The following is a 22,667-nucleotide window of genomic DNA, read 5'->3' as shown; positions in this document are numbered from 1 at the left end:
ATACGCTTAATTTACTTTGAAATTACTGGCAAATGTGTCACGCAAAGTACAAGTCAATTTACTTATACCCGCCATACGCCATACGCCATACGCCAAACGGCAGGAAGGCGGCAGCGCGAAGGATTGAGGGCATATCATATTTACCACCAACGGTGGAAGTGATGAACGGGGCCGATACCGTGCCCAACCTCCAGCGTGTCGGCCTGCTGTAGTGCCTGCTGTAAATAGTCCTTCGCTGCCTTGACCGTTTCCGCCCAGCTATCGTGACGTGGTCGCAGCGCCGACAGCGCGGCGGACAGCGTGCAGCCAGTGCCGTGTGTATGGCGTGTATTCACACGCGGAGAGCTAAAGCGCTGCGGTTCAGCCTGTCGACTGAACAGCCAGTCCGGGCTCTCCGCTTCGCTGAGGTGGCCGCCTTTCATCAGTACAGCCTGGCAGCCCATCGCCAGCAGCGCTTTCCCCTGTTCACGCATTTCCCGTTCGTTAGCGGCGGGTGACGTATTCAGCAGCGCGGCGGCTTCCGGTAGATTGGGCGTAATCAGGGACACCAGCGGCAGTAAATCACGACGGATCGACTCCACCGCCTCCGGCGCGAGTAGCGGATCGCCACTTTTCGCCAGCATCACGGTGTCCAGCACCACAAAAGGCACAGCGTAACGACACAGGCGCTCGGCAACGGTTTCAACAATATCGGTCTGCGCCAGCATCCCAATCTTGGCGCTGTCGATACGCACATCGCTCAGCACGGAATCCAGCTGTGCTGCGACAAAATCCGGTTCAATCCGGTAGACGGACTGCACGCCGCGCGTATTTTGCGCCACCAGCGCGGTAATGACCGAGGTGCCGTAAGCGCCCAAGGCTGAAAACGCTTTTAAATCCGCCTGAATACCCGCACCGCCGCTCGGATCGGTACCCGCAATCGTCAACGCATTGATACGCTTCATGCCAGATCCTCCGCGCGCAGGGTATAGAGTCTATCGAGGAAATGGGGGATAAAACTGCCCGTTCCTTGCGCTACCGAGGCCGCCTGCTGACCCGCTAACGCCATGACATAGCACGCTGCCGCCACATGGGATAATCGGTCACCCTCCAGAGCACAGAAGCCCGCGACGACCGCCGATAGCGCACAGCCCGTACCGACCACGCGCGTCATCATGCTATCGCCGCCGGATACCGCGATGTCTCGCTCACCGTCCGTGACATAATCCACCACGCCGGTCACCGCAACAATGGTCCCCACTTGCAGAGCCAGCTCGCGTGCAGCAGGGAGCGCCGCCAGAGAATCATCGGCGCTATCCACGCCCCGCCCCTGTGCGGATAACCCCGCCAGCGCCATGATTTCAGACGCATTACCGCGAATCGCCGCGGGTTTCCCTGCTAGCAATTCACGACAGAATTCAGTACGAAAGGTCAAACCGCCTACCGCAACCGGGTCAAGCACCCACGGTGTATTCGCTTGGTGGGCGCTGTTTACCGCCGCCCGCATCGCCTCAGCACGCGTACGTTCCAGTGTTCCGACGTTAATCAGCAGCGCATCCGCTACTGTGCTGAACTGCGCGGCTTCTTCAGGATCGACCACCATCGCAGGCGACGCATTCAGCGCCAGCAGCACATTAGCAGTAAAAGATTGCACCACATCGTTGGTCAGACAGTGCACCAGCGGCGCGGCAGAACGGAATTGGGTCAGTGATGTTGCTGCCTGAGCGGCAGAAAAGTCGGTGGGTCGCGTGTTCATAAGTCTCCCAACCGGCGTGGAAGAAGGCGGCAACCGGTGGGGCATACCGTGACTTCCCTACGCTGGCATTATCCAGATCAGGTGGTACGGGTATTTCTCAGCCTTCACAAAGAAGGGCACCCCGAGTCATTTAAAATCAAAATGTTGCGATTAATTTTTTATTAATCGTTGATCAGGATAATGCCAGTGGGAGGTATTGTAAATGGACATCCAATCCTGCTAGTGTCCAACGGATATTGACCTTATCCACAAGCAGTGGACTAAACAAGGTTCTGGTTTCCAAACAGTACCTGGCTGATACCACCACAGGTACTCTGAAGAATCAGCAAGTTATATCCTTTCGTCAAAGAAATCTTCATTCGATCAAATTTTTATTTTTTTGTGAATTATTGACATTGTCGTAAGCCTTGCCAGACAAGGGTTGCGCGTTTCTTAACCTTTCGCAATCTAAATTTAACCTCAAAATCAAGCCTTGCACTCAAAAGAATCTCAACTAAAATACCCAGCATGTAGTGCCTTACTGAAATTAATACACTACATATAGATAACTAATTAATGACAGGCATAAAAAAACCGGATTCACAAATTGTGAATCCGGCTTATGAAGCATGACCACCATGAGTTTGCAGACTCATAACGTTTGTTAGCCTCACTTTCATTTCTACAGTTTGATTGTGCCGAGCTTGGATGGTCATGTAAATACCAATTAGTGCTCATAAGGAGCTACACATGACAATCTGTAATAAGTCTCATCGATACAATACGACTTTCATTAACCTGCCAGATGACCAAGGCGGTGAGGGGCGGCATAAATGTTGTGGCTGCGCCTACGATCAAGGCTACCAATCAGGTTTATCTCGAACGGAACAAGCCTGGGTAAATTTGCATGTTTTACCTGATAGCCAAGCGGGCACTGTGCGCCATAAAAGCCCTCAGGCAGCATTTGCTGAAGGTTATCGCGATGGTATGCGTGATTCCTATAGCCACGCTGGTTAAGTTAAATGAAGGGGCTTAATGCCCCTTCATCTTTTAAGGGAAAGAAATGGATAAACGCTATCAGGTCTTCGTAAGTTCAACTTTTACGGATTTGGAAGAAGAACGGAAACACGTTATACAGACGCTAATGGAAATGGATTGCATCCCTGCAGGAATGGAGTTATTCCCAGCAATTGATGAAGGGCAATGGGAATTCATAAAAAAAGTCATAGATGATTGCGATTATTACCTGCTAATTATTGGTGGACGTTACGGTTCTGTAGCCGAAGATGGGCTTAGCTACACAGAAAAAGAATTCGATTATGCTGTTTCTAAGGGCTTACGTGTTGTTGTTTTAGTGCATGAGAATCCGGAAAGCCTCCCTTTAGCCAAATCTGAAAAAGATTCTGAACTCAGAGAAAAGCTCAGTGCGTTCATAGAAAAGGCATCCTCTAACCGTCTTCGTAAAACTTGGGCAACAGCAAAAGATTTGCCTGGATTGGTTGCCTTGAGCATGAGTAAAACGATGAAAACTTATCCGGCAATCGGATGGGTGAGGGCTAATTTAACGTCTTCTGAAAATGATTTACGTGTAATAGTAGATTTACAAAAAGAAAACGAACGGTTAAAAAGCGAACTAGTAAAAGCAACTTCTACCCACAAACAAACTCTTGACTTAAATCTAGCGGATTTCGATGATGTTTTCGATTTTGATTGCCAATCTACTTTTCCTAGAGGGCCATACACAACTGGCGGGATTAAAATTTGGTCTGTAGGCATGAAATGGAAGGACATATTTCATACAATATCACCATACCTCACTCGGTATTATTCTGAATCAAATGTCTCGTCCGTTATTGCCGAAACAGCGAAAAGAGTTGCTGACAAAGGAGGGACATCCGCTAAAGTCTCCTCGCAGGATCTTAAGACTATAGGTGTGCAATTGCGTGCATACGGTTTAATTAAAATCGAATCTTTAGCTACGACTGATGGTAGTATGAATACATTCTGGTCATTAACAGAACCCGGACAAATTGAGATGCTCAAAACCAGAACGATAAAAAAGCAAAGTTAAATTACAACAGAATAAACTATCTTCATTTCGTCTCAAAGATCTGGGGGAAATCTTGTACCTAAAATGGATATTTACAATATTTTCCCCCTCAGGTAAGTAAACACCATTTATTTCCACCCCAGGCCATCAATTACATAGCAAATCGTGGATAACGGAAACGTATGCAGATAGCGGATAGTGATCCCTGATCCACTTCAGCCAACCGTCAGGCTGCTACCCCACATGACACAAAATGAAAAACCACAGGCACGTTGTGACATAGAGAAAAACGCCATAACCCTTTAGACTGGTTAATCAAACCCATACTGAGGAGATTGTGATGACGATGATAAAGAGTTATGCCGCACCGGAAGCAGGCGCAGCGCTGGAGTTGTATGAGTTTGATGCGGGTGAACTGCAGGCGGAAGACGTAGAAGTCACGGTTGATTACTGCGGCGTATGCCACTCCGATCTCTCGATGATCGATAACGAATGGGGCATGTCGAGCTATCCGCTGGTTGCCGGGCATGAAGTGATTGGTCGCGTGCACGCACTGGGTGACGCGGCGAAAAGCAAAGGATTGAAGGTGGGTCAGCGCGTCGGTATTGGCTGGACGGCACGCAGCTGTGGGCACTGCGATGCCTGTATCAGCGGTAGCCAAACCAACTGCCAGCAAGGCAGCGTGCCGACAATTCTGAATAAAGGCGGTTTTGCCAATAAGATTCGCGCGAACTGGCAGTGGGCTATCCCGCTTCCCGATTCCATTGATATCGAATCTGCAGGCCCGTTGCTGTGCGGCGGCATCACCGTGTTCAAACCGCTGTTAATGCACCATATCACTGCAACCAGCCGCGTCGGCGTGATCGGTATCGGCGGCCTGGGACACATCGCGATTAAACTTCTGCACGCGATGGGCTGTGAAGTCACAGCGTTCAGCTCAAACCCGGCTAAAGAGCAGGAAGTGCGGGCGATGGGTGCCGATAAAGTCGTCAACAGCCGCGATCCGCAGGCGCTGACCGCACTGGCAGGCCAGTTCGATCTCATTATCAACACCGTGAGCGTCGATCTGGAATGGCAGCCCTACTTCAACGCGCTCGCCTATAACGGGAAATTCCATACCGTCGGCGCGGTAATGAAGCCGTTCAGCGTTCCAGCCTTCACGCTTATTGCGGGTGACCGCAGCGTTTCCGGCTCTTCTACCGGTTCACCGCATGAGCTGCGTTCTCTGATGAAGCTCGCCGCGCGCGCCAACGTGAAGCCACAGACGGAACTGTTCCCAATGTCGAAAATCAACGATGCCATCCAGCACGTACGTGACGGCAAAGCTCGCTACCGTGTTGTACTGAAAGCTGATTTTTAATCGGTAAAGACGCCTGAGCGATCGGGCGTCTACTTTTTGCACATCACGTCATTCTCTGGGTTACACCGCTCGATACCACGATGCTGAATGTATTAAATGAGTTTCATGGTAGGATTGAAAGGTGATGCAAGAGGAGATCCGCAATGCCTTTTAAAGAGTATGACCACGACTTTATTGATAGAAATAAAAAAGCCTCCTCGTCTGTCAGGCTCGCCCTGTTGTTGTCTACGTTGGTCATTATATTCAACCTCGTATTCTTCAAACACCGCGACTTTCAGGAGCAACTGCATAATAATCCGGGTTCTTATACCGACTCGATTGCACTGGTTTTTCTTTTGTTCATCTTGTCCTGCACCAGTAAAATCTCACTTAACCATACCTCAGCCTTATCCATTCGCCTCGGGCTACACGTCTGGATATGCTCAGCCACGTTTGACTTGATGGATGAATTTATCTATCAGCCCAAGCTGGTTGGATATTATGTTGAGGATCTGCTGAGAATTATTGGTATGTTTGGCGTCGGGTTTGGTGTCTACAACCTGATATATAAAATCAATGATAAGTACGTCGAAGCCAAAATACAGTCATTCAGCGATGAACTTACACAACTCCCTAATCGCCGATTTTTTATTAATGAATTAAAAAAACTCGAAGCGAAATCACCCTATTTATTTATTATCGACATCGATAATTTCAAAGTCATCAACGATAAATATGGACACATAAAAGGCGACGAAGTATTAAGTAAATTCGGCCATATCCTTTCCCGCTTTGATAACAGTGAGGTGGTGGCGACCCGAATCGGGGGCGAAGAGTTCGCGATTATTCTGTATGCCGGAACACAGGCTCGGGCAGAGAAGTTGGCAAGAGAAGTACTAAAAAATGCGAACAAAATCATTATCAAGAATATGCACCACCTTTCTGTCAGTATTGGCGCAGGTAAAAAACAGCCGCAGGAGCCCACCGAGCACTTTATGAAACGCGTGGACATCGCGCTTTACCAGGCTAAAAATACCGGTAAAGGCAAAGTGGAATGGGCTCTGGAGCCGAGGGAAAAAACGCAGTAGATCATCTCCCGCCATACCAATAACACGGCCGCACGGACGCGCCGTCCGCTAAAAAACATCAACGCTATTTTCGCTGAAATAAAAAACGAAAAAATAACAGGCCGTATGGTAATTGTTCTGTCGCTGTAAGCGATACTTTGTATATAAACGGGATAGCGTTATCCCGTTTATTTCTTTATAGCTTAACTAAGCGCTTGGGTATTCCCGGGACACACGAGCTGTTTACTTTTAATATGGTAAACTTCGACGTCAGGACGCGTGAAGAAGGCAATTTCCCACGGGTTTTTAGTGACGAATTCATGGCGCACTTTTTCATATAGCGGATTATCACGCGCGATAATAAACGCTTCCCCTTCAATAATGGTGTAGTTCCATTCAATCGCCCGCTCGAAGGTATAATGACTGCGCTCATCCATCGCAAAAAAGCAGTGCGGATTACGTTTGAGCAACTGAGATTTAAAGGTCTCCGGGAACGTAATCAGGAAGATATCGTTATCCACGGACGACAGGAACGCCAGCACCGTAGTATGCGGCTGCTCGGCGGCCATGGTAATGAGTACGCCAACCTTATTGGAGAAATCCTGCTTTTCCGTCGGTGGAAAATCGACCATCGGCGTCAAAGGCACTGGCTTTGACGGACGGTTGTCTTGCGGAAACTGATAGCCCGGTTCACGGATGTCCAACACAGGCGTGAAACCGTGCAAAAGCTGGCACTCTCGCGGTTCCAGCACGACCCAATCGCCTTCGCTTGCTATCACGCGTCCTTTGTAAGAGGTACGATAGACCTGAATATTGGCATCAAATTCATCAACCCCGGAGCGGTTATCAAGGTGAATCGTTGCCAAATCGCCAACGGTAAACTCATGACCGTGTGGGAAAAAAACGCGCAGACTGTTATCCGCATTGGGATAGACGCCACAAATATGGATGACCACGCCATCCTGCTTATAACCCGCCAGTACACCGAGAGTTTGCTTTCCTAGATAGCTCACGAGACTCATACATCACGCCTTATTCAGATTGGGCTTCAGAGAGGACGCCGACCCTGATTCATTCGGGCCGTTCCAGCTGCGGTCAGGACGCTGATAAATCATTCACGCTAACCGCATCACTTCCTACTTATCAACGGAGAAAGCGCTGAAAACTTTAAGCTGAATACCTGTCTATTTAAAGAAATAAGTATGTGTTAACAGTGAACCTGCGTGTTCACCGCATTATTTCAGCACCAGCATAGTCACTCCCACGCCGATCAGCATCAGGCAAAACGCGGCCCGCAGGTAGGCAACCGGTAATTTATGGGCAACCGCAACCCCCCAGGACACGCTGACAATTCCTCCCAACGCCAGTGGTAAACCGATACTCCAGTCAACGTTACCCGCTTGCGAATAAGATAACAGCGCCGCCAAAGCGCCCGGCACCACGAGTATCAGCGCCATGCCCTGCGCCTGCGTTTGCGCAAAGGCGAAAAACGTAACCAGAACGGGCACGACGACCAGCCCGCCACCGACGGTAAAAATGCCCGACATAAACCCGCTCGCCACGCCGAGCAGCGGCAGGTATTTGGTCGACAGTACAATCTCCGACGTTTGACTGCGTTTTTTGTTATACCACTGCCACATGTAGTACGCCGCCAGCACCAGCAGGAAAGTGGCAAAGGCACGCTGAAGGTTGTGAACATCAATTGATGAAGCGATGTGAGCGGCAAGGTAGGCAGACCCCGTAGCAAACGCACACATGGTCAACGCCACCCGCGTATCGATGCGGTTGCGCTGGCGATAGCGTAGAAAACCAATCAGTACGTTAGGTGTAATCATCACCAGCGCGGTTCCCTGCGCCATATGCTGATCCATCCCGAAGAGCACGCCCAGAATCGGAATCGCGATAAGCCCACCGCCAATCCCTAGCATTCCTCCGCAAAACCCCAGTCCGACGCCCAAAAGCAAACACAACAAAATATCGCTGAACATCATTAAGCTAAACATAACGCAACCAGATAACCCATCGGGCAAAAATAGAGAGAGGACAACACCATCCTAGGAGCAACGCGGCCTTTTGATAATCCCTGAATACTCAATGACCCTTTCCTGATAGGAAAACCGCCTGCTGTGATAGAGTAAGCGTGCCATAAGAAAAGTGACAACACGCTGCTCTGCATCAACACACTGGTCACTGACGTGTTTTTCAGACCACCGAGGAAGCTCGATAAACCATGATTAACCCGACGCACTTTGACCTCCAGTCGCTCCGCATCTTTTTACAAGTTGCCCAGACCGGCAGCCTGACCAAGGCCGCAGAAAAGTTCCACATCACGCTTTCTGCCCTGAGCAAACGTATCGCCGAACTGGAGCGTACCGTGGACTGCGCGTTATTTATCCGAATGCCGCGCGGCCTGACGCTAACCCCGGCAGGCAAGGAATTGGTGAATCACGCGCGCAACGTGTTAAGCAACGTGGAACGCATGGCGAGTGAAATGAACGACTACGCCGTTGGCGTGCGCGGCCACGTACACATGTGGGCAAATACCTCGGCGATTATTCAGTTTCTTCCACAGGATTTGGCGTCATTCCTTCTGGCCCGACCGCTCATTCGTATTAACCTGGAGGAAAAGCTCAGTAAGACCGTAGTAACGGCGCTGGCGATGGGTGAAGCCGATATCGGCATCTTCGCTGACAATGTCGGCTCACAGGGAGTAGAGAAGATTCCTTATCGTCAGGATAAGCTTGTCGTACTCGTTCCGCCCCAGCACCCGCTTTCCGCGCGGCCAGAAGTCAGCTTTAACGAGACACTGGGTTACGACTATGTCGGCCTCAATAACGGCAGTTCGTTGCTGAAACAGCTGAAAGATGCCTCGGATGAACTGGGGAGAGTGCTGCGCCTGCGGGTGCAGGTCAGCAGCTTTGACGGCATTTGTCGCATGATCGAAGCCGGGCTAGGGATCAGCGTCTTGCCAGAGGGCGCGATTCGCCCAGGCGTGCTCGGCACCGGATTACGCGCCATCAATCTCACCGACGAATGGGCTTCACGTCAGCTCTGGCTAGGCGTGAAATCCGGCGCGACATTACAACCCGAAGTCGCCAATCTGCTGACACACCTGCGACAATGCGGTGCGTAAAGGTGAAGCGCTACCCTCAGCCTTCTTCACTGCCCGTTTTTTCATAACCGAGACGGCCAACAAAGGGTAAGCGCAGCGCGGGCGGGTTCATATCCACGCCCATGTTCAGTCCCAGAATGTTGGCCTCGATCCCCTCTTCAAGACCCATCGTGATACCCAACACGCCTAGCAGCGAAATCTGCACACCGCTTCCCGACGGCGACAGCCCAACCGGTCGCGTGATCGGGCGGTAATCTTTGCCAATGGCATTAGCGGGCATGTCCAGCTTGAGCGCGGGCACTTCGCGGCCAATGTGCGCCAGAAATGTATTGCTGTTCGGCCCCGGCCAGGCGTGGTAGGTATTCGGCCACGGATAGCTTTTGATCGCAGCCTCAATCTGCGGGATCATGGCTTCCGCCTTGTCGCCACGGTGCTCCACCAGCAGCTTCGGTTTCGCGCCATACCAATACGCATCCGCCACCGAACGGTTAAGACGGACGACGTTATCGCTCCCCCAGCTCACGACTTCATAGCGGCGATATTGAGTTTCCCCCGCTTTCTTGAAAATGATCCACGGATGTACCGCCACCAACCCGCGCCAGCCATAAGTCGGCGCAGCATAAACCTGCACGATGGCAGTCTGGCGAAATTGCACAGGGTTCGGCGCTAAGCCGGAAGAATCACGTTTGGCAGACCACCAGCTTTGCCCATTAAACGTTTCGCCATTACGCGTTGACTGCGCCCAGCTTTGCCAAAAAGACAACAACAGCACACAAATAAACCCAATCCCCAAGAATTTGAGGTACGTCATAGGCCAGATAGCTCACTGAAAAAGGTGGAACAGAATCGATACGCCTGCGGGCGAGCCCCACAGTGAAAATCGGTCAAAAAATCATGCGGCCAGTTTACTGCCAGTTGGCGGTAAGGTTAAAGCATTGGGTGAAATGTTGACCTATTTTTACGTTGTGTGGGTACGACGACAACTTACTCAGGGCGTATTCATTCAACGTTCGTTACAGTGCGAGCTTGATTGAAAATCAACATAAAATAAACGAACCATCAAAAAACACATTCCCATTGAATAATAATAAATAAACTAATCAGCATGCATCGTCATATTTATTTTTAGATCCACCACCTCCCATAAATGAATCACTGACTATAATCAGCGGTAATATTATTAAATTACCCCTCTGAGAATAAAAATGGAGAAATTAAATGATAAGAAATAATAAGCGCCTTAAGTCTACGGTATGCGCACTGTCATTAGCAGCATTAACGCTAGGCTCAGCGGTTTCACTCGCCTGTACGCGATTCGTTTATAAGGACGTACAGAACCCTGATTACCCTATTACGGCCCGTTCAATGGACTGGGCCGAGGATACCGAGACCAACCTCTGGATTTTCCCACGAGAATTAAAGCGTTCTGGTGCCGCAGGTGAGCATTCTCTGGAGTGGACATCAAAATACGGCAGTGTCATTGCCTCTGCTTTCGACAGTAACCCAAATATGGCCTCCACAACCGATGGCGTGAATGAAAAAGGGTTGGCGGCCAACGTACTCTGGCTGGCGGAATCTAAATATCCTAAAACCGCACCGACGGCACAAAAACCAGGCTTGAGCGTCGCTGCGTGGGCACAATATGTACTGGATAATTTTGCTACCGTCGATGAAGCGGTGAAGGCGCTGAAAGAGGGAAAATTTATACTGGTCACAAAAGACTTACCGCATCAGGATAGAAAGGCAACGCTTCACCTCTCCTTATCTGATTCATCCGGCGACAGCGCAATTATTGAATATATCGACGGCAAACAGGTCATTCACCATAACAAGGACTATCAGGTGATGACCAATTCTCCGACGTTCGATCAGCAGTTAACGCTGAATGCTTATTGGGATCAGATAGGTGGCAATGTAATGCTGCCGGGAACGAACCGCGCCGCCGATCGCTTTGTCCGCGCCTCATTCTATGTGAATAATGTTGCCCCCAATAAACTCATTCCAGGGGTAGCGGAAAAAAGTAAAATAGAAAAAGATAAAGCGGACTTAGCCGCCGCATTCAGTATTATACGTAATGCATCTGTTCCCTATGGCTATTCCTTGCCAGATATGCCGAATATTGCCTCAACGCGCTGGCGCACCGTTGTCGACCATAAATCGCTACAGTACTTTTTTGAATCTGCCGTATCGCCTAATATCTTTTGGGTTGATTTGAAAAAAATCGACTTTTCGCCGCGTGGAAATAACGCCAGCAAGTTAGATTTAGGGCCAAACCAAAGCACCATTTATTCTGGTCAGGCTTCCGAGAACTTTAAACCCGCTGCACCGTTTAAATTCGCTGGGCTATAAATCGGGAAGCTATTTTTCGATACGCTGCTTATTCCACGATGATATTAAAGCGCCATGATCCCATGGCGCTTTTGCGTTATCCCCCCAAACGCTCACAGATTGAACATGCCAATAAACTATTTAGTAAACCGCTTTAAAATACCCCATTCATTAAATAAAGGATAATTATCACGAAATTAACCAACGGGGTAATAAAATCCATGAAAAACTTCAATATCGAAATTAACGTGTGTGACAGTACCGGAAAATCAACCTGTACCGTTCATCCACCAATCAACGTTGATCACCACACGTGTTGCAATACAAACAGCCAGTGCGAACCGAATCCAAACCTTTCTGGCGTTTCCTCCGTATTCGGGCGTACGGGTGTCGTAACAGCACAACCAGGCGATTACACAGCAGATGAGATCACAGAGACGGCAACAAGAAAGTTTGTCACACCTGATGAAAAGTCCGTCTGGAATGCAAAGCAATCTGCATTAATTTCTGGCACGAATATTCGGACGCTTTTTGGACAATCTTTGCTCGGTAGCGGAGATTTTTCACCGACTCCCGCTCAAATGGGTGCAGCGGCTGCAGTACATACCCATACAACATCAGATATCACGGACTATACGCAGAAAACCAAACAGCTGATTGCTGACTCACTTGAAGCTGGAAGTGGCGTAACGTTAAACCACAATGCCTCTAATGGCAAAACGGTAATCAGCGCGACGGCCAGCAGCGGTTCAGGTAACGGAGGGTATACCGTTGTTAATAAAGCGGGCGCAGCAGCAGGTGAAAATCATTTATTCAACATTAGCTCTCAGACATCCTACGCGTATGACGCATATGCACTGAAAGAAGAAAAAGGCACAAGCAATCAAACCTATCTGGTAGATGACTTCGATAGCGCCAGCAAACTTAACTATAACAGTACGAGCGCAGTAAAATTTAACGGCTCTGTGACCCCCTTTACTGGTGATACGTACGAGTTACAACAAGATGGAAGTTTCCACAGCGCTGAAATACAAGCTGATGGGGAATTTCTTTCGATCGCCCCAGAGACCAGCACGTCTATTATTCCGGCCATGACATCGGACACAGCGCCTACCGGTTATATCGCAAGCGCCTCCAATTTTGCGGTCTCTACCGCAGCCTTTCACCCTTATGTCGCTTTCGATGGAAAAGACAATATCGGAGAATGGCCAGACTGCTGGAGTACCGATAATCAGTGGCTCCCGTCTGTGGCGAACCCGCACTGGTTGCGGATCGATCTTCCAGAAGAAAAATCGGTTCTCAGCTATCAGATGGTTAACCGTTCAAGAAATGAATTAGGCAACCCCAAATCCTGGAAATTTCAGGGAAGCAATGACAACGGCGGAACATGGGATACCCTACACGAGGTTACAGACAGCGCAGACAATAATCCCGGAAGTAAAAGAAGCTATAAGCTTGGCACAACCGTCACCTATAAAAGCTATCGGTTGCTGATTACGGCCAAAAATGGAAGCCAGCCATTTACTACGCTGGCCGAGCTAAATTTATTTTCCCCGATTGGTCGGTTTGTGATTCACTCAAACAGTAAATATTACGGGGTAACCAACGGTGTATTATCAGAAATCCCAGGTGAATTAACCAAAGAAAAAATTGATCAGTATGGTGTTTTCAACCTGGATAAATTCCCGACGTCCGGGACAGCGCTGACCGCGCCGGTCAAAATCGTTTCAAATGAAAAACTGAAGGTAAAAACGACATATATTCCTTTCCCACAAATCGTGTTACCCAAAGAACTGATGTCTGCCAGCGCATGGGCGAAAATTAATTCTGCAACATTAACGGCGGTACAAACTAATGCAGGCAAAGTTCGCGTCGCAGTCTCACGCGATCTGAACGATTGGTTCACATGGGATGGTGCAGCATGGCTATCTATTGGCTCGCTCTCTGCCGATACGACGGGTGCAACTGCATTAATTCAGAGTGGCATGATGCCAGCCGCTTTAAATGCAGTAACAGCGGCACAATGGGGACAACTTTTTGCTTCAACAAATAATGTACCAGACCGTATCGCCTTTGCCTTTGCATTGGATGTCACCGATCCAGCAGTCGATGTTTCTTCCATCGATAAACTGACATTAAATGTCGATAATGCTTCATCCTGGAAATTGCAAACGCCAGCCGAAGTAGAAATTCGTTGGAATAGTAATAGCATCATATTCCGCACAGTGACCGCTGGGAATTACAAACTCGCTTATCAACACCCATAATCATTCAGTTATATTTTTAAGCCGCTATTTCAGCGGCTTTTTTATTAGATTTACATTAGAATAATTCCGAATAACTGCCATTAGATCCATCGTATTTTAGTACAGGAGTAAAATAGCCAGATTCCATTATAATTCTAACACTATATTACAGCACCTTAGCATGCCCGGCCCATTCGCTATAGAAATGGCTCGAACAGATTCCTGGTTCGATTGCCTTTATCTCTGTTTTAACTAATCCTAGATTGATAAACGGATCGTCAGCCAGAATGTCTTCCATATCCGAAAGATCTAACCCGTAGGCTAAAATAAATCCACCCGTGCCATCTTCCAGCGGGCCGGCAAAAATAACATTTCCCTTTTTAATATTATCAGCCAGCCATTTTTTGTGTGCGTCAATACTCTTTTCAAGTTCATCTTTCGGGCTGGTGTAATACAGCGTAATGGCATAGAGCATGATTGCTACCTCAATGATTATTGATCGGCTATATATTGTTTACGCTATGGATGTAATCACAGAATGGATAGAGGACTTCGCATTTTGTATTTCACGATTTTTGATTTCATCCCCTTTTGAAGCCCCTTCCGCACGGACGAAATGAATATCGGTAATACCAAGAAACCGGAAAAAACCCTGAAGATAGCGCTCCTGAAAATCCATATCTAAAAAAGGCGGTGTGGTATAGAAACCACCACGGGAAGAAACCACAATAACCGTTCTTCCCCCAGATAAACCTACCGGGCCTTTTTCCGTATATTTAAAGGTCTTGCCAGCCTGCGCAAGCCGATCCAGCCACGATTTCAGTTGGCTCGAGACGGAAAAGTTATACATCGGCGCGCCGATGACAATCACGTCATTCTCCAGAAATTCCGCGACCAATGAATCAGACAAGTGGTGTTCACGCAGCGTGGCATCATCTACCGAGGAGGATGCAATTTGGCGAAACCCTGCGGCAATGGGCCCGGTTAGGTGACGAATTTCATCCTTAACCACATCCCGGTAAGAGACGACGGCATCAGGATGTTGTTTGACTAACTCATTCACCACGTCAGCAGAAACCTGTCGGGAAACGGAACCGTTCTCAAGAATACTGGAGTCTATATGTAAAATTTTCACAATGACCTCTCCTACATTTGAGTTTCAAAGCTCACTTATTTAACTGCTTTAGCCGCGCTATCAATAAAATCCGCAACAGCTTCCGGGTGTGACACCAGAGACATATGGCTGGAGGCAATAGAGCGTGTCTTTGCGCCGATATGGCTCGCGATTTCTTTCTGAATAGATGGATTTAATGCCTTGTCATTCTCCGTCAGCAAATACCAGGTCGGTTTAGCTTTCCACGCTGCTTTCTGAACGCGATCGCCAAATGCTTTTGCCGCAATCGGCTGCTGCGCCGCAGCCAACTCCTGCGCTTTCTTCAGTGGCACATCGCCCGCCATAACCTCACGATATTGCTCAGGGTTATCCAGCCAAACCAGGCCATTAGCATCCGGTGACATGCCTTCCATCGGCGCTTTCAGGCGCTGCAATAAATCAGAAACAGATTCCCCGCTGTCTGGGACCAGGGCAGATAAGTAGACGATGCCGCGAACCTTAGGATCATTGCCGGCCTGCGTCACAACAGCCCCCGCCCATGAATGCCCGACCAGCAGCACATCACCCTGCTGCCTTTGCAGCACGCGATCCGTCGCTTCAACGTCATCCGCTAAAGAGGTAAGCGGGTTTTGCACCGCAGTTACGTGGTATCCCATTTCCTGTAGTCGGGTCGTGACGGCAGACCAGCTGGAACCATCGGCAAAGGCACCGTGGACTAAAACGATATTGTTAATTTTTGCTGCCTCCGCAACGTTGTGAACGCTGGCAGACAGCACCAGACCTAACGCGATAGCCAGGTGCCCAAGCCATTTCATACGATAATGCGCCATACGTTCTCCTTAAACAGGTTGATACCATCGCCAGTTTCCCCGACGCGACACATCGCTTCTGGGGGCGAATGGTTGAATTTTAATCGTGGTTGATGCTTGTGGTAAGGTGGCAAACTTGACATAGTTCATGCAAAACTCGCCAAATGCTATTTAACAGGACAGGCCACTATGCACATCTCTATTCTGGCGCTGCCGGGCAGTATGCAGTCGGCCATATCCGGGCTTTCCGATATATTCTGGATGGTCAATCAGACGCTGATTACGCAGCCGGACAGCGCCTCCCCTTCCGCGTCGTCGCTCTCTTTTGAAACGTCCATTGTCAGTATAGATGGGAAGCCAGTGCGCGATGCTCAGGGCAGACTGATTCACGTAGATAGCTCGTTTGACGCAGTGGGCAAATCGGATGTCGTACTGGCGACCGGAATGATGCTCGGGCCCGATAAATTACCACTGTCGATGTCATCCGTTAATGAATCCGCCATTTGGCTCAGAGAGCAATATCGTCAGGGCTCGCTGATAGGCGGTGCCTGTGCAGGGGGCTTTATTCTGGCCGAAGCCGGGCTGCTGGATGGCCGGTTTTGCACCACGACCTGGTGGCTCTACCACACCTTCAAGCAGAAATACCCGAAGGCAAAACCGGTCTGGGGCAAAGCGCTGGAAGAGCAAGATGGCATCATTACCACCGGCGGGCCATTATCCTGGGTCGAGCTTGCTCTGCATATTATTCGCCGCAGCGGCGGGCCTAAGATCGCAAAATTGGCGGCAGATATCGCCGTGGCGGATAGCCAACCTCTTTCTCAACGTATTTACGCTCCGCAGGGGTTCATTAATACCGTACACCCCTTGCTGCTGCGCGCTGAACAGCTCATCCGCTACGAAAACCCGTCAATCACCGCAGAAGAATTAGCCAGCGCCCTGAATTTCAGCGACCGAACGCTGCACCGCAAACTCAAAGAACTCACGGCGGAAAGCCCGAAAAACTTTATTACCCGCGTCAGGATCGAAATGGCCTGCCTGCTGCTTGAAAACCCGATGACCAATATCAAGCAGGTTGCCGCCGAATGCGGTTACAGTGAAGACACCGCGTTCAGACGCGCCTTTTCCCAGCAGATGGAGATGACACCGACCCAGTTCAGAAAATGGGCGCTGTTGAGGAATAATAAACCGAGCGCGTTGGGTAATGAGGAGGGTGATTAAGGTGATGGCATTTGCCAACATCGGTTATACCAACCAACATGACGAGATACCGGACTAAACTGGGCACGCGATATACAGATCGTTGTAGGGAAGCCGCGCCGCACACCGGGTAGCGTTAAAGTCGTGTTTGCATGATTTCATTGCACGATAGGACTTACGACTTACATGAAAAAGCGCCATCGATGAATGGCGCTTTCTCGCTTATTTCCCCTACTCCCTGCCCTCATTTCACGCCTGAATAACGCGACGGCCAAATCTCTTCCGGCCTTTTCCCCATCGCTTCGGCAATTAGTCGTTCGCCTTTCGGCCAGTGCCTGGTGAGCGCATTCGCCAGCGTGGATGATGCCAGCCCCGCCGCTCTGGAAACCGCCGCCAGCGTTGTCCCTTTCTTCCGTAATCCCGCGATGATATCCGCCGGGTGCCAGTCAGTGTGATTCATTCCATTGCTCCTCATGTTGACTATAAGTCACAATAGTAGCACAAAATCTAACGAATGTGACTAATAGTCCGTGGACTGATAAACATCAAAATTCAATGCTAGTCACATGAAAACATCAGACTCAGTGAAAGTCCTGCTAGGACAACGTGTAAAGACGCTCAGATTGCAAGCGGGTCTGTCTCAAGAAGCTTTTGCTGAAAAATGTGGTCTGGATCGTACCTACATCAGCGGTATCGAGCGAGGCATCAGGAACCCCACTCTGGAAATTCTCCACATCATCGCTAACGGATTGCACACCACTCTGAAGCACCTATTCGCTTTCAACGATCCTAACTAACATCACGATTTTGTTGGTTATACAATCAATTGTGACTCATCGTCCGTGGTCGGATAAGCAACAAAAGATAATGCTTATCCGCATGGAAAGATCAAAAGACATCACAGTCCGCTTCGGACAACGAGTAAAAACACTCCGCTTACAAGCAGGACTTTCACAAGAAGCCTTCGCAGATAAGTGCGGATTAGATCGCACCTATATCAGCGGCATTGAGCGTGGCGTGAGAAATCCGACGCTGGAAGTGATTGGGGTTATTGCTGATGGATTGGGAATAGAATTGAGAATTCTTTTCGATATTTAGTATATACGATAAAGCATCTCATGAGGGAAATATGGATAACGTCACATTTACGGCTTTATCAACTGGATTACTAGTTGCAGTAGGGTCGGCCCAAGTAGCTATATTAATAGGACAAAGACAGCAACAGCGTCTAGATTGGGTAGAAGAATATAGAAAAAGATGGTCAGACAAAGAAAATGACTGGGCGAATCTTGTATATCTAGGAAGGTCATTAGATAGTTATTATCAAGTAGCGAACTCAAAAAAAATAAAAAAACTTAACAAATTAACCTTAGAATATGAAGCTCACTCTCCAACTATATGGGCATTAAATTCAGTTAGAAATACTTGTGGAACTATAAGCGATGTGTGTTTAAAAATACTACAGGGTCAGCTAAAGGTTCAAGAAATCTACCCTATTTTCGGAACTGAATTCTTACGACACAGTGTTGCATTACGTTCTTTACTAGATAGAGTAGACATATTATCTAATTATGGAAGAATAGGTCCTGACCATATAAGAACATGCCATAATAATATCAGAAATGAAGTCCAAACATGGCTTATTTGTCACGATGGAATCCGACGAAGATGTTTAATATTCATAGATTTACTTTGGGCAGAGGCTGCACGCCTTGAAGATTTACCGCCTGACGATCTAAAAAGCGCTGCAAATGCGAAGATAAACTCTGGCTCAAATAACAGAAAAAGATTAATAAAGGAATTTCTCCGCTTAAATAGCTCCACATCTATAATTAGAGGTTTATTTCTGATGCATTTTCTTATGCATGCAGAATATCGAAGACGTGTTTTACGAATTGGAATCAACCCTAAAAGACTTGATGAACTAACTCAAGAGTGGACAAGAAGGTATATTAATAAAAAGTAAAATTATTATACCAAAGAAAAAATTAACATTTTACCACCGATTGAAATTAAATATGGAAATCACGTTACTGACTTAATTTATAATAAATCCGCCATTCTATTTTTTCATAAAAAATCCCAATGAAAGGTGATGAAATGTCTCTAGAAGAAATAAAAGTTAGATTACTTTCAGCTACTGAAACAACAGAAGATCTACTAGCTCAGGTCAATGATATATATTTTCAAGAAGTTAGCTCAGAAGATAATTTCTTAGAGGAGGCACTAAAACAACTTCACAATTCAGGGGAGATTCAATTTGTTGAACTAGTAAAAAACGTTGATAAGAATTCTTGTAGGTATGATTTTTTTATCATACTTAGAGCCTTTGAAAATGTGTTACCATCACTAGAGGCAAGTGTTGAAGATGTTATACATTGCTTAGTTCACCTGACGCAACTGTGTGGAAGAGATTTTGCTATCGGTGGACTCTATAGTGCCTATGAGCGCTTTTGTAGCCGAGAAATAAGCCGATCCAAAGGTAGCATTGAAATTATCCTTGGCCAAAGTGAGTTAAATACATACGCATCATTTATTGCTAGCTCAATCCTTGCGTACCACTCAGATCATATGGCTGAAGCTATACAGATAGCGGAAAGTTTTATTGATCATAAAAATGACATTGTCAGAAGACAGGCCTATTTTACTTTGGGTAGTCTTAAGGTGAATGAAAGTCAGGCTAATACCATTTGGAAACTTCTCATCGGAAGTATCTATAGAGAGCACGACAGTGATTGTTGCATTACAATCCTAAAAACAGCACTTAACTTTGGAAAAAAATTCCCGTCTTACTGGCAGCAGATTGAAGAATTATTAAATATACTCATTGAAAATGCCTCTCCAAATGTACAGGATGAAATATCAAGAATTATTGCCTTTCAAGTAATAGAACTTCCTGAAAATGTTATAAAACTTTTGGTAAAAAAGTTAAAAAACGTATCTCCAGAGAATAAATTAATAATTGATAATATTGATCATGTACTAGTTAAGCTGCTTGATAAATACTCACATTCGATTGCGATAGAGTTATTAGAATCAGTTTTGTCTGTAGGTGTAAGCTTCCAAAACTTAGACTATTTCGCCGCAGAACTATTGAAAAAAAATAAAGAATTTATTAATAATATTAGTACAAAATGGTTTATTTCTGGAGAGCCATCGCTTTGTCGTAGTGTTTTAGATATTCTGAATAATGCAACGGACGAAGAAATCGAGCTAAAAGCTGAGATGGCATTACTCGATGATGAGATTAAGCAAGTTTTTGCTATTCATAAAGCTGTCGGTTGGTTATTTACACGCCCTATTTCAGCTGCAAGTTTCATTTTATCCATTTATGAAACAGCTTCGATGACTACACGCAAAGAAATTGAGCGTATTTTGTACGACCCCTTGCTTTTAAGTTACCCAGGAGAGCTTAACAGATTCTTCTTATCATGCATTGAAAGAGGTAATCAAGAACAGCTTTGTGAGCATTTAATTAGAAAGCTTAATATTTATCATGCTGACCTCGAGAAGGTATCTGGATTAAAAGAGTTAATGCCTCCCAGCGAAAATGTAAGTGCGTATTGGAAAAACTTCGACAAAAGTATGCAGGAAGCTTATGAAGAAGCACCAAAATCACCGTTGATGAGCCTATTTACTACACAGAGGTTATTGTACGGCAATACTTCAATTTACTATGTACATCAAGGAAATGGGGAACAGATACGACAAGAGATGGAGATGCAGTCTTTCTCTCACTCTACTGAAATGCCGAGACTTAACATTTTAGATCCAGAGTCATTAGATCACATTTTACGAGTATATCGTATTGAGAGAATGAAAAATGAAGTTAATTCTTAAACAATATTTAGCCTCATTGAAAGAGCGAAGCGAATTAGATGCCATTTTACCAGATTTGCTGAGTAGTATGGGAATGAATGTGTTCATCTCACCAACACGTGGCGTTAAAGAATATGGCGTTGATATAGCTGCTGCAGGACGAATAAATGGAGAAGAAGGAAAAGTTTATCTGTTCTCCGTTAAATCAGGAAACCTTACTCGTGAAACTTGGAATGGGAGTGCAGACCAAACTCTCAGGCCGTCTTTAGATGAGATATTGGACTCATTTATTCCTAGTCGCTTACCTCCCGAGCATAGAGATAAGCCAATAGTCATTTGTTTATGCTTTGGGGGAGATGTTAGCTCAGGAATTAGGCAGGAAGTTTCTGGCTATGAGCAACGGAATACGCGGAACAATATTTCTTTTGAAGAATGGAATGGCGATAAGCTATCAGAGCTTATTCAACAGCATTTATTAAAAGAAGAGTTACTGCCTAGTTCCAGTCAAGCTTTGCTAAGAAAATCTCTAGCTCTATTAGAAGAGCCAGAGAGTTCAAGTAAGCACTTTTCATTATTGATTTATGAGATTCTATCTAACTCTACTGATGCAAGTTCAGTTACATCGGCTATAACACGGTTAAACGTTTGCTTATGGGTCCTATTTTCATGGTGTCGTGATGGTGGTAATTTAGAAACAGCATATCTTTCATCAGAACGAGCATTACTATTGTGTTGGGATAAAGTTAAAAACCATTACACAGGAAGAAATAAATCCTCAAAAGCGTTTGATAGCATTTTAGATACATATCAACAAATTACTGATTGTTACATTGATCAGTGTTTAATTCCGTATGTTGAATATAAATATGCTCTCTCCCATGCAGTCCACTCTCCTTGTTCTATTAATGTAAATACTAAGCTCTTTGATGTGCTAGGGCGTTTATCAGTCAAAGGGCACTGGATTTTAGACTTACTATCAAAAAGCTACGAATCAATTCCGCCAATAGATGGAGAGAGTGAAGAACAAGAAATATTACGATTACGTCTCAGAGCAGTAACTAAATCAATTAACCTGTTGGTTATTAATAATCCTATACTGTTGCAACCTTATAAAGACTCGCAAGCAATTGATATTGGCCTAGCGCTAAGTTTGCTCTCAAATAACTCAGATCTCGACAACTTTGTTAAGAGTTGGCTTTCTGAAATAGTTGAAAGATGCATGTTCTCTTTTGTCACCAATGGCATGTATCCGATAATACATAACTCTTACGAAAAATTGCTTGAGCATAGACATAAAGACAAGGCAGATAATACTTATAAGAATAAGGTTACAGAGGGGAGTATTTTATATCCCTTGTTAACGGTGTTCTGCTCTCTATATAGGTTAGATTCAGAGAGCCAAGAGTTGGAAAAATTTGCTAAAGATAAGTTAGTACACACCACGTTACAATATTGGTATCCAAATCAACACAGTGAACATAGTATGTACTCAAACTCAGATATCCATGGTTCCGCATCAACTAACTTCCCAATGAATGGAAGCTTAGCATTGGAGCATGTCCTGCAAGAGTGTCGCAATGCTAACTCATTCAATCAAATGTCAGCAGTTAATAAAGGGAAGGCTCCATTAATACTAACAGCTTGCCGTTGCTACCGATATCCAATCCCTTTCCATTACCTTGAGGATTGGCTTTCTACACCCGAATAAATACTGAGCAAATGATAAAGTCTGAGATATATAGATTCTCTTTATGATGGTGTAAGCGTCCTTCTAGACCGAACCATAAATAACTAGCCAAAAAAAGTCCGCATGATGCGGACTTAGGTATGGTTTAATCCATATTAGTGCCAGACACTATTGATTAGAAACTT

Annotated in this window: 22 protein-coding genes and 1 riboswitch; of the genes, 13 read left to right on the top strand and 9 right to left on the bottom strand. The window is 46.5% G+C overall.

What is annotated here, in order from left to right:
* Positions 1 to 140: 140 nt before the first annotated feature.
* Entirely contained in the window at positions 141 to 944 is an 804-nt protein-coding gene (gene thiD, locus MYB54_RS06215; RefSeq protein WP_248721677.1) for a bifunctional hydroxymethylpyrimidine kinase/phosphomethylpyrimidine kinase, read from the bottom strand.
* On the bottom strand, positions 941 to 1,735 hold the full coding sequence (gene thiM, locus MYB54_RS06210) for a hydroxyethylthiazole kinase (protein ID WP_248721676.1): 795 nt from the start codon (positions 1,733 to 1,735) through the stop codon (positions 941 to 943). The genes thiD and thiM overlap by 4 nt, the downstream gene beginning before the upstream one ends.
* A gap of 37 nt (positions 1,736 to 1,772) precedes the next feature.
* Positions 1,773 to 1,869, bottom strand: a riboswitch (TPP riboswitch).
* Positions 1,870 to 2,464: 595 nt separating this feature from the next.
* On the opposite strand from thiM, the gene MYB54_RS06205 reads away from it, so the two are divergent.
* The 4 genes from MYB54_RS06205 (at position 2,465) to MYB54_RS06190 (ending at position 6,191) form a co-directional block, all read left to right on the top strand.
* A complete protein-coding gene (locus MYB54_RS06205; RefSeq protein WP_248721675.1) occupies positions 2,465 to 2,731 on the top strand; it encodes a hypothetical protein in 267 nt (88 codons plus the stop codon).
* A gap of 46 nt (positions 2,732 to 2,777) precedes the next feature.
* Positions 2,778 to 3,785, top strand: a complete 1,008-nt coding sequence (locus MYB54_RS06200; RefSeq protein WP_248721674.1) for a DUF4062 domain-containing protein — start codon at positions 2,778 to 2,780, stop codon at positions 3,783 to 3,785.
* Positions 3,786 to 4,104: 319 nt separating this feature from the next.
* A complete protein-coding gene (gene ahr / locus MYB54_RS06195) occupies positions 4,105 to 5,124 on the top strand; it encodes an NADPH-dependent aldehyde reductase Ahr (RefSeq protein WP_039526430.1) in 1,020 nt (339 codons plus the stop codon).
* A 143-nt stretch (positions 5,125 to 5,267) separates the two neighbouring features.
* Positions 5,268 to 6,191, top strand: a complete 924-nt coding sequence (locus tag MYB54_RS06190) for a GGDEF domain-containing protein (protein WP_206554934.1) — start codon at positions 5,268 to 5,270, stop codon at positions 6,189 to 6,191.
* A 182-nt stretch (positions 6,192 to 6,373) separates the two neighbouring features.
* On the opposite strand, the gene MYB54_RS06185 is transcribed toward MYB54_RS06190, so the two are convergent.
* Together MYB54_RS06185 and MYB54_RS06180 are read right to left on the bottom strand one after the other, a co-directional pair.
* Positions 6,374 to 7,192 carry a hypothetical protein gene (locus MYB54_RS06185; RefSeq protein ID WP_039509502.1) on the bottom strand — a complete coding sequence of 273 codons (819 nt, stop codon included), beginning with the start codon at positions 7,190 to 7,192 and terminating at the stop codon, positions 6,374 to 6,376.
* Positions 7,193 to 7,405: 213 nt separating this feature from the next.
* A complete protein-coding gene (locus MYB54_RS06180) occupies positions 7,406 to 8,173 on the bottom strand; it encodes a sulfite exporter TauE/SafE family protein (RefSeq protein ID WP_039284564.1) in 768 nt (255 codons plus the stop codon).
* A gap of 227 nt (positions 8,174 to 8,400) precedes the next feature.
* Here MYB54_RS06180 and MYB54_RS06175 point away from each other — a divergent pair, with 227 nt between their 5' ends.
* Entirely contained in the window at positions 8,401 to 9,303 is a 903-nt protein-coding gene (locus MYB54_RS06175; RefSeq protein ID WP_014916184.1) for a LysR family transcriptional regulator, read from the top strand.
* 16 nt (positions 9,304 to 9,319) lie between these two features.
* Here the strand turns inward: MYB54_RS06175 and MYB54_RS06170 are convergent, their stop codons facing one another.
* Positions 9,320 to 10,093, bottom strand: coding sequence for a DUF3750 domain-containing protein (locus MYB54_RS06170; protein ID WP_039515516.1), 774 nt, complete (start codon positions 10,091 to 10,093; stop codon positions 9,320 to 9,322).
* Positions 10,094 to 10,500: 407 nt separating this feature from the next.
* Between MYB54_RS06170 and MYB54_RS06165 the strand changes: the two genes are divergently transcribed.
* Both MYB54_RS06165 and MYB54_RS06160 read left to right on the top strand, forming a co-directional pair.
* Positions 10,501 to 11,631: a linear amide C-N hydrolase gene (locus MYB54_RS06165; RefSeq protein ID WP_205594264.1), complete on the top strand. Its 1,131-nt coding sequence runs from the start codon at positions 10,501 to 10,503 to the stop codon at positions 11,629 to 11,631.
* A gap of 200 nt (positions 11,632 to 11,831) precedes the next feature.
* Positions 11,832 to 13,877 (top strand): discoidin domain-containing protein, encoded by a 2,046-nt coding sequence (locus MYB54_RS06160; protein WP_248721673.1) that lies wholly within the window; start codon positions 11,832 to 11,834, stop codon positions 13,875 to 13,877.
* A gap of 145 nt (positions 13,878 to 14,022) precedes the next feature.
* Here the strand turns inward: MYB54_RS06160 and MYB54_RS06155 are convergent, their stop codons facing one another.
* The 3 genes from MYB54_RS06155 to MYB54_RS06145 are packed head-to-tail and all read right to left on the bottom strand — an operon-like array spanning position 14,023 to position 15,800.
* Positions 14,023 to 14,331 (bottom strand): YciI family protein, encoded by a 309-nt coding sequence (locus MYB54_RS06155; protein WP_205594265.1) that lies wholly within the window; start codon positions 14,329 to 14,331, stop codon positions 14,023 to 14,025.
* A 39-nt stretch (positions 14,332 to 14,370) separates the two neighbouring features.
* On the bottom strand, positions 14,371 to 14,991 hold the full coding sequence (locus MYB54_RS06150; protein ID WP_205594266.1) for an FMN-dependent NADH-azoreductase: 621 nt from the start codon (positions 14,989 to 14,991) through the stop codon (positions 14,371 to 14,373).
* A gap of 35 nt (positions 14,992 to 15,026) precedes the next feature.
* Positions 15,027 to 15,800: an alpha/beta fold hydrolase gene (locus tag MYB54_RS06145; protein WP_205594267.1), complete on the bottom strand. Its 774-nt coding sequence runs from the start codon at positions 15,798 to 15,800 to the stop codon at positions 15,027 to 15,029.
* A 168-nt stretch (positions 15,801 to 15,968) separates the two neighbouring features.
* On the opposite strand from MYB54_RS06145, the gene MYB54_RS06140 reads away from it, so the two are divergent.
* Positions 15,969 to 16,997 carry a GlxA family transcriptional regulator gene (locus MYB54_RS06140; RefSeq protein ID WP_248721672.1) on the top strand — a complete coding sequence of 343 codons (1,029 nt, stop codon included), beginning with the start codon at positions 15,969 to 15,971 and terminating at the stop codon, positions 16,995 to 16,997.
* 223 nt (positions 16,998 to 17,220) lie between these two features.
* Here MYB54_RS06140 and MYB54_RS06135 read toward each other — a convergent pair whose 3' ends face one another.
* Entirely contained in the window at positions 17,221 to 17,436 is a 216-nt protein-coding gene (locus MYB54_RS06135; RefSeq protein ID WP_010279992.1) for a helix-turn-helix domain-containing protein, read from the bottom strand.
* 106 nt (positions 17,437 to 17,542) lie between these two features.
* Here MYB54_RS06135 and MYB54_RS06130 point away from each other — a divergent pair, with 106 nt between their 5' ends.
* The 5 genes from MYB54_RS06130 (at position 17,543) to MYB54_RS06110 (ending at position 22,503) form a co-directional block, all read left to right on the top strand.
* Positions 17,543 to 17,773, top strand: coding sequence for a helix-turn-helix domain-containing protein (locus MYB54_RS06130; protein ID WP_205533248.1), 231 nt, complete (start codon positions 17,543 to 17,545; stop codon positions 17,771 to 17,773).
* 82 nt (positions 17,774 to 17,855) lie between these two features.
* Positions 17,856 to 18,074: a helix-turn-helix domain-containing protein gene (locus MYB54_RS06125; RefSeq protein ID WP_039551504.1), complete on the top strand. Its 219-nt coding sequence runs from the start codon at positions 17,856 to 17,858 to the stop codon at positions 18,072 to 18,074.
* A gap of 31 nt (positions 18,075 to 18,105) precedes the next feature.
* Positions 18,106 to 18,942 carry a hypothetical protein gene (locus MYB54_RS06120; protein WP_248721671.1) on the top strand — a complete coding sequence of 279 codons (837 nt, stop codon included), beginning with the start codon at positions 18,106 to 18,108 and terminating at the stop codon, positions 18,940 to 18,942.
* Between the two features lie 134 nt (positions 18,943 to 19,076).
* Positions 19,077 to 20,816, top strand: coding sequence for a hypothetical protein (locus MYB54_RS06115; protein ID WP_248721670.1), 1,740 nt, complete (start codon positions 19,077 to 19,079; stop codon positions 20,814 to 20,816).
* Positions 20,800 to 22,503: a hypothetical protein gene (locus MYB54_RS06110; protein ID WP_248721669.1), complete on the top strand. Its 1,704-nt coding sequence runs from the start codon at positions 20,800 to 20,802 to the stop codon at positions 22,501 to 22,503. Before MYB54_RS06115 ends, MYB54_RS06110 begins: the two co-directional genes overlap by 17 nt.
* The last annotated feature ends 164 nt before the right edge of the window (positions 22,504 to 22,667 follow it).

It is taken from the genome of Pectobacterium nicotianae (genome assembly GCF_023272715.1).
Taxonomy (GTDB): domain Bacteria; phylum Pseudomonadota; class Gammaproteobacteria; order Enterobacterales; family Enterobacteriaceae; genus Pectobacterium; species Pectobacterium brasiliense.
Note: the sequence above shows the minus strand (reverse complement) of the source record. Positions and strands in the feature narration are given on the sequence as shown.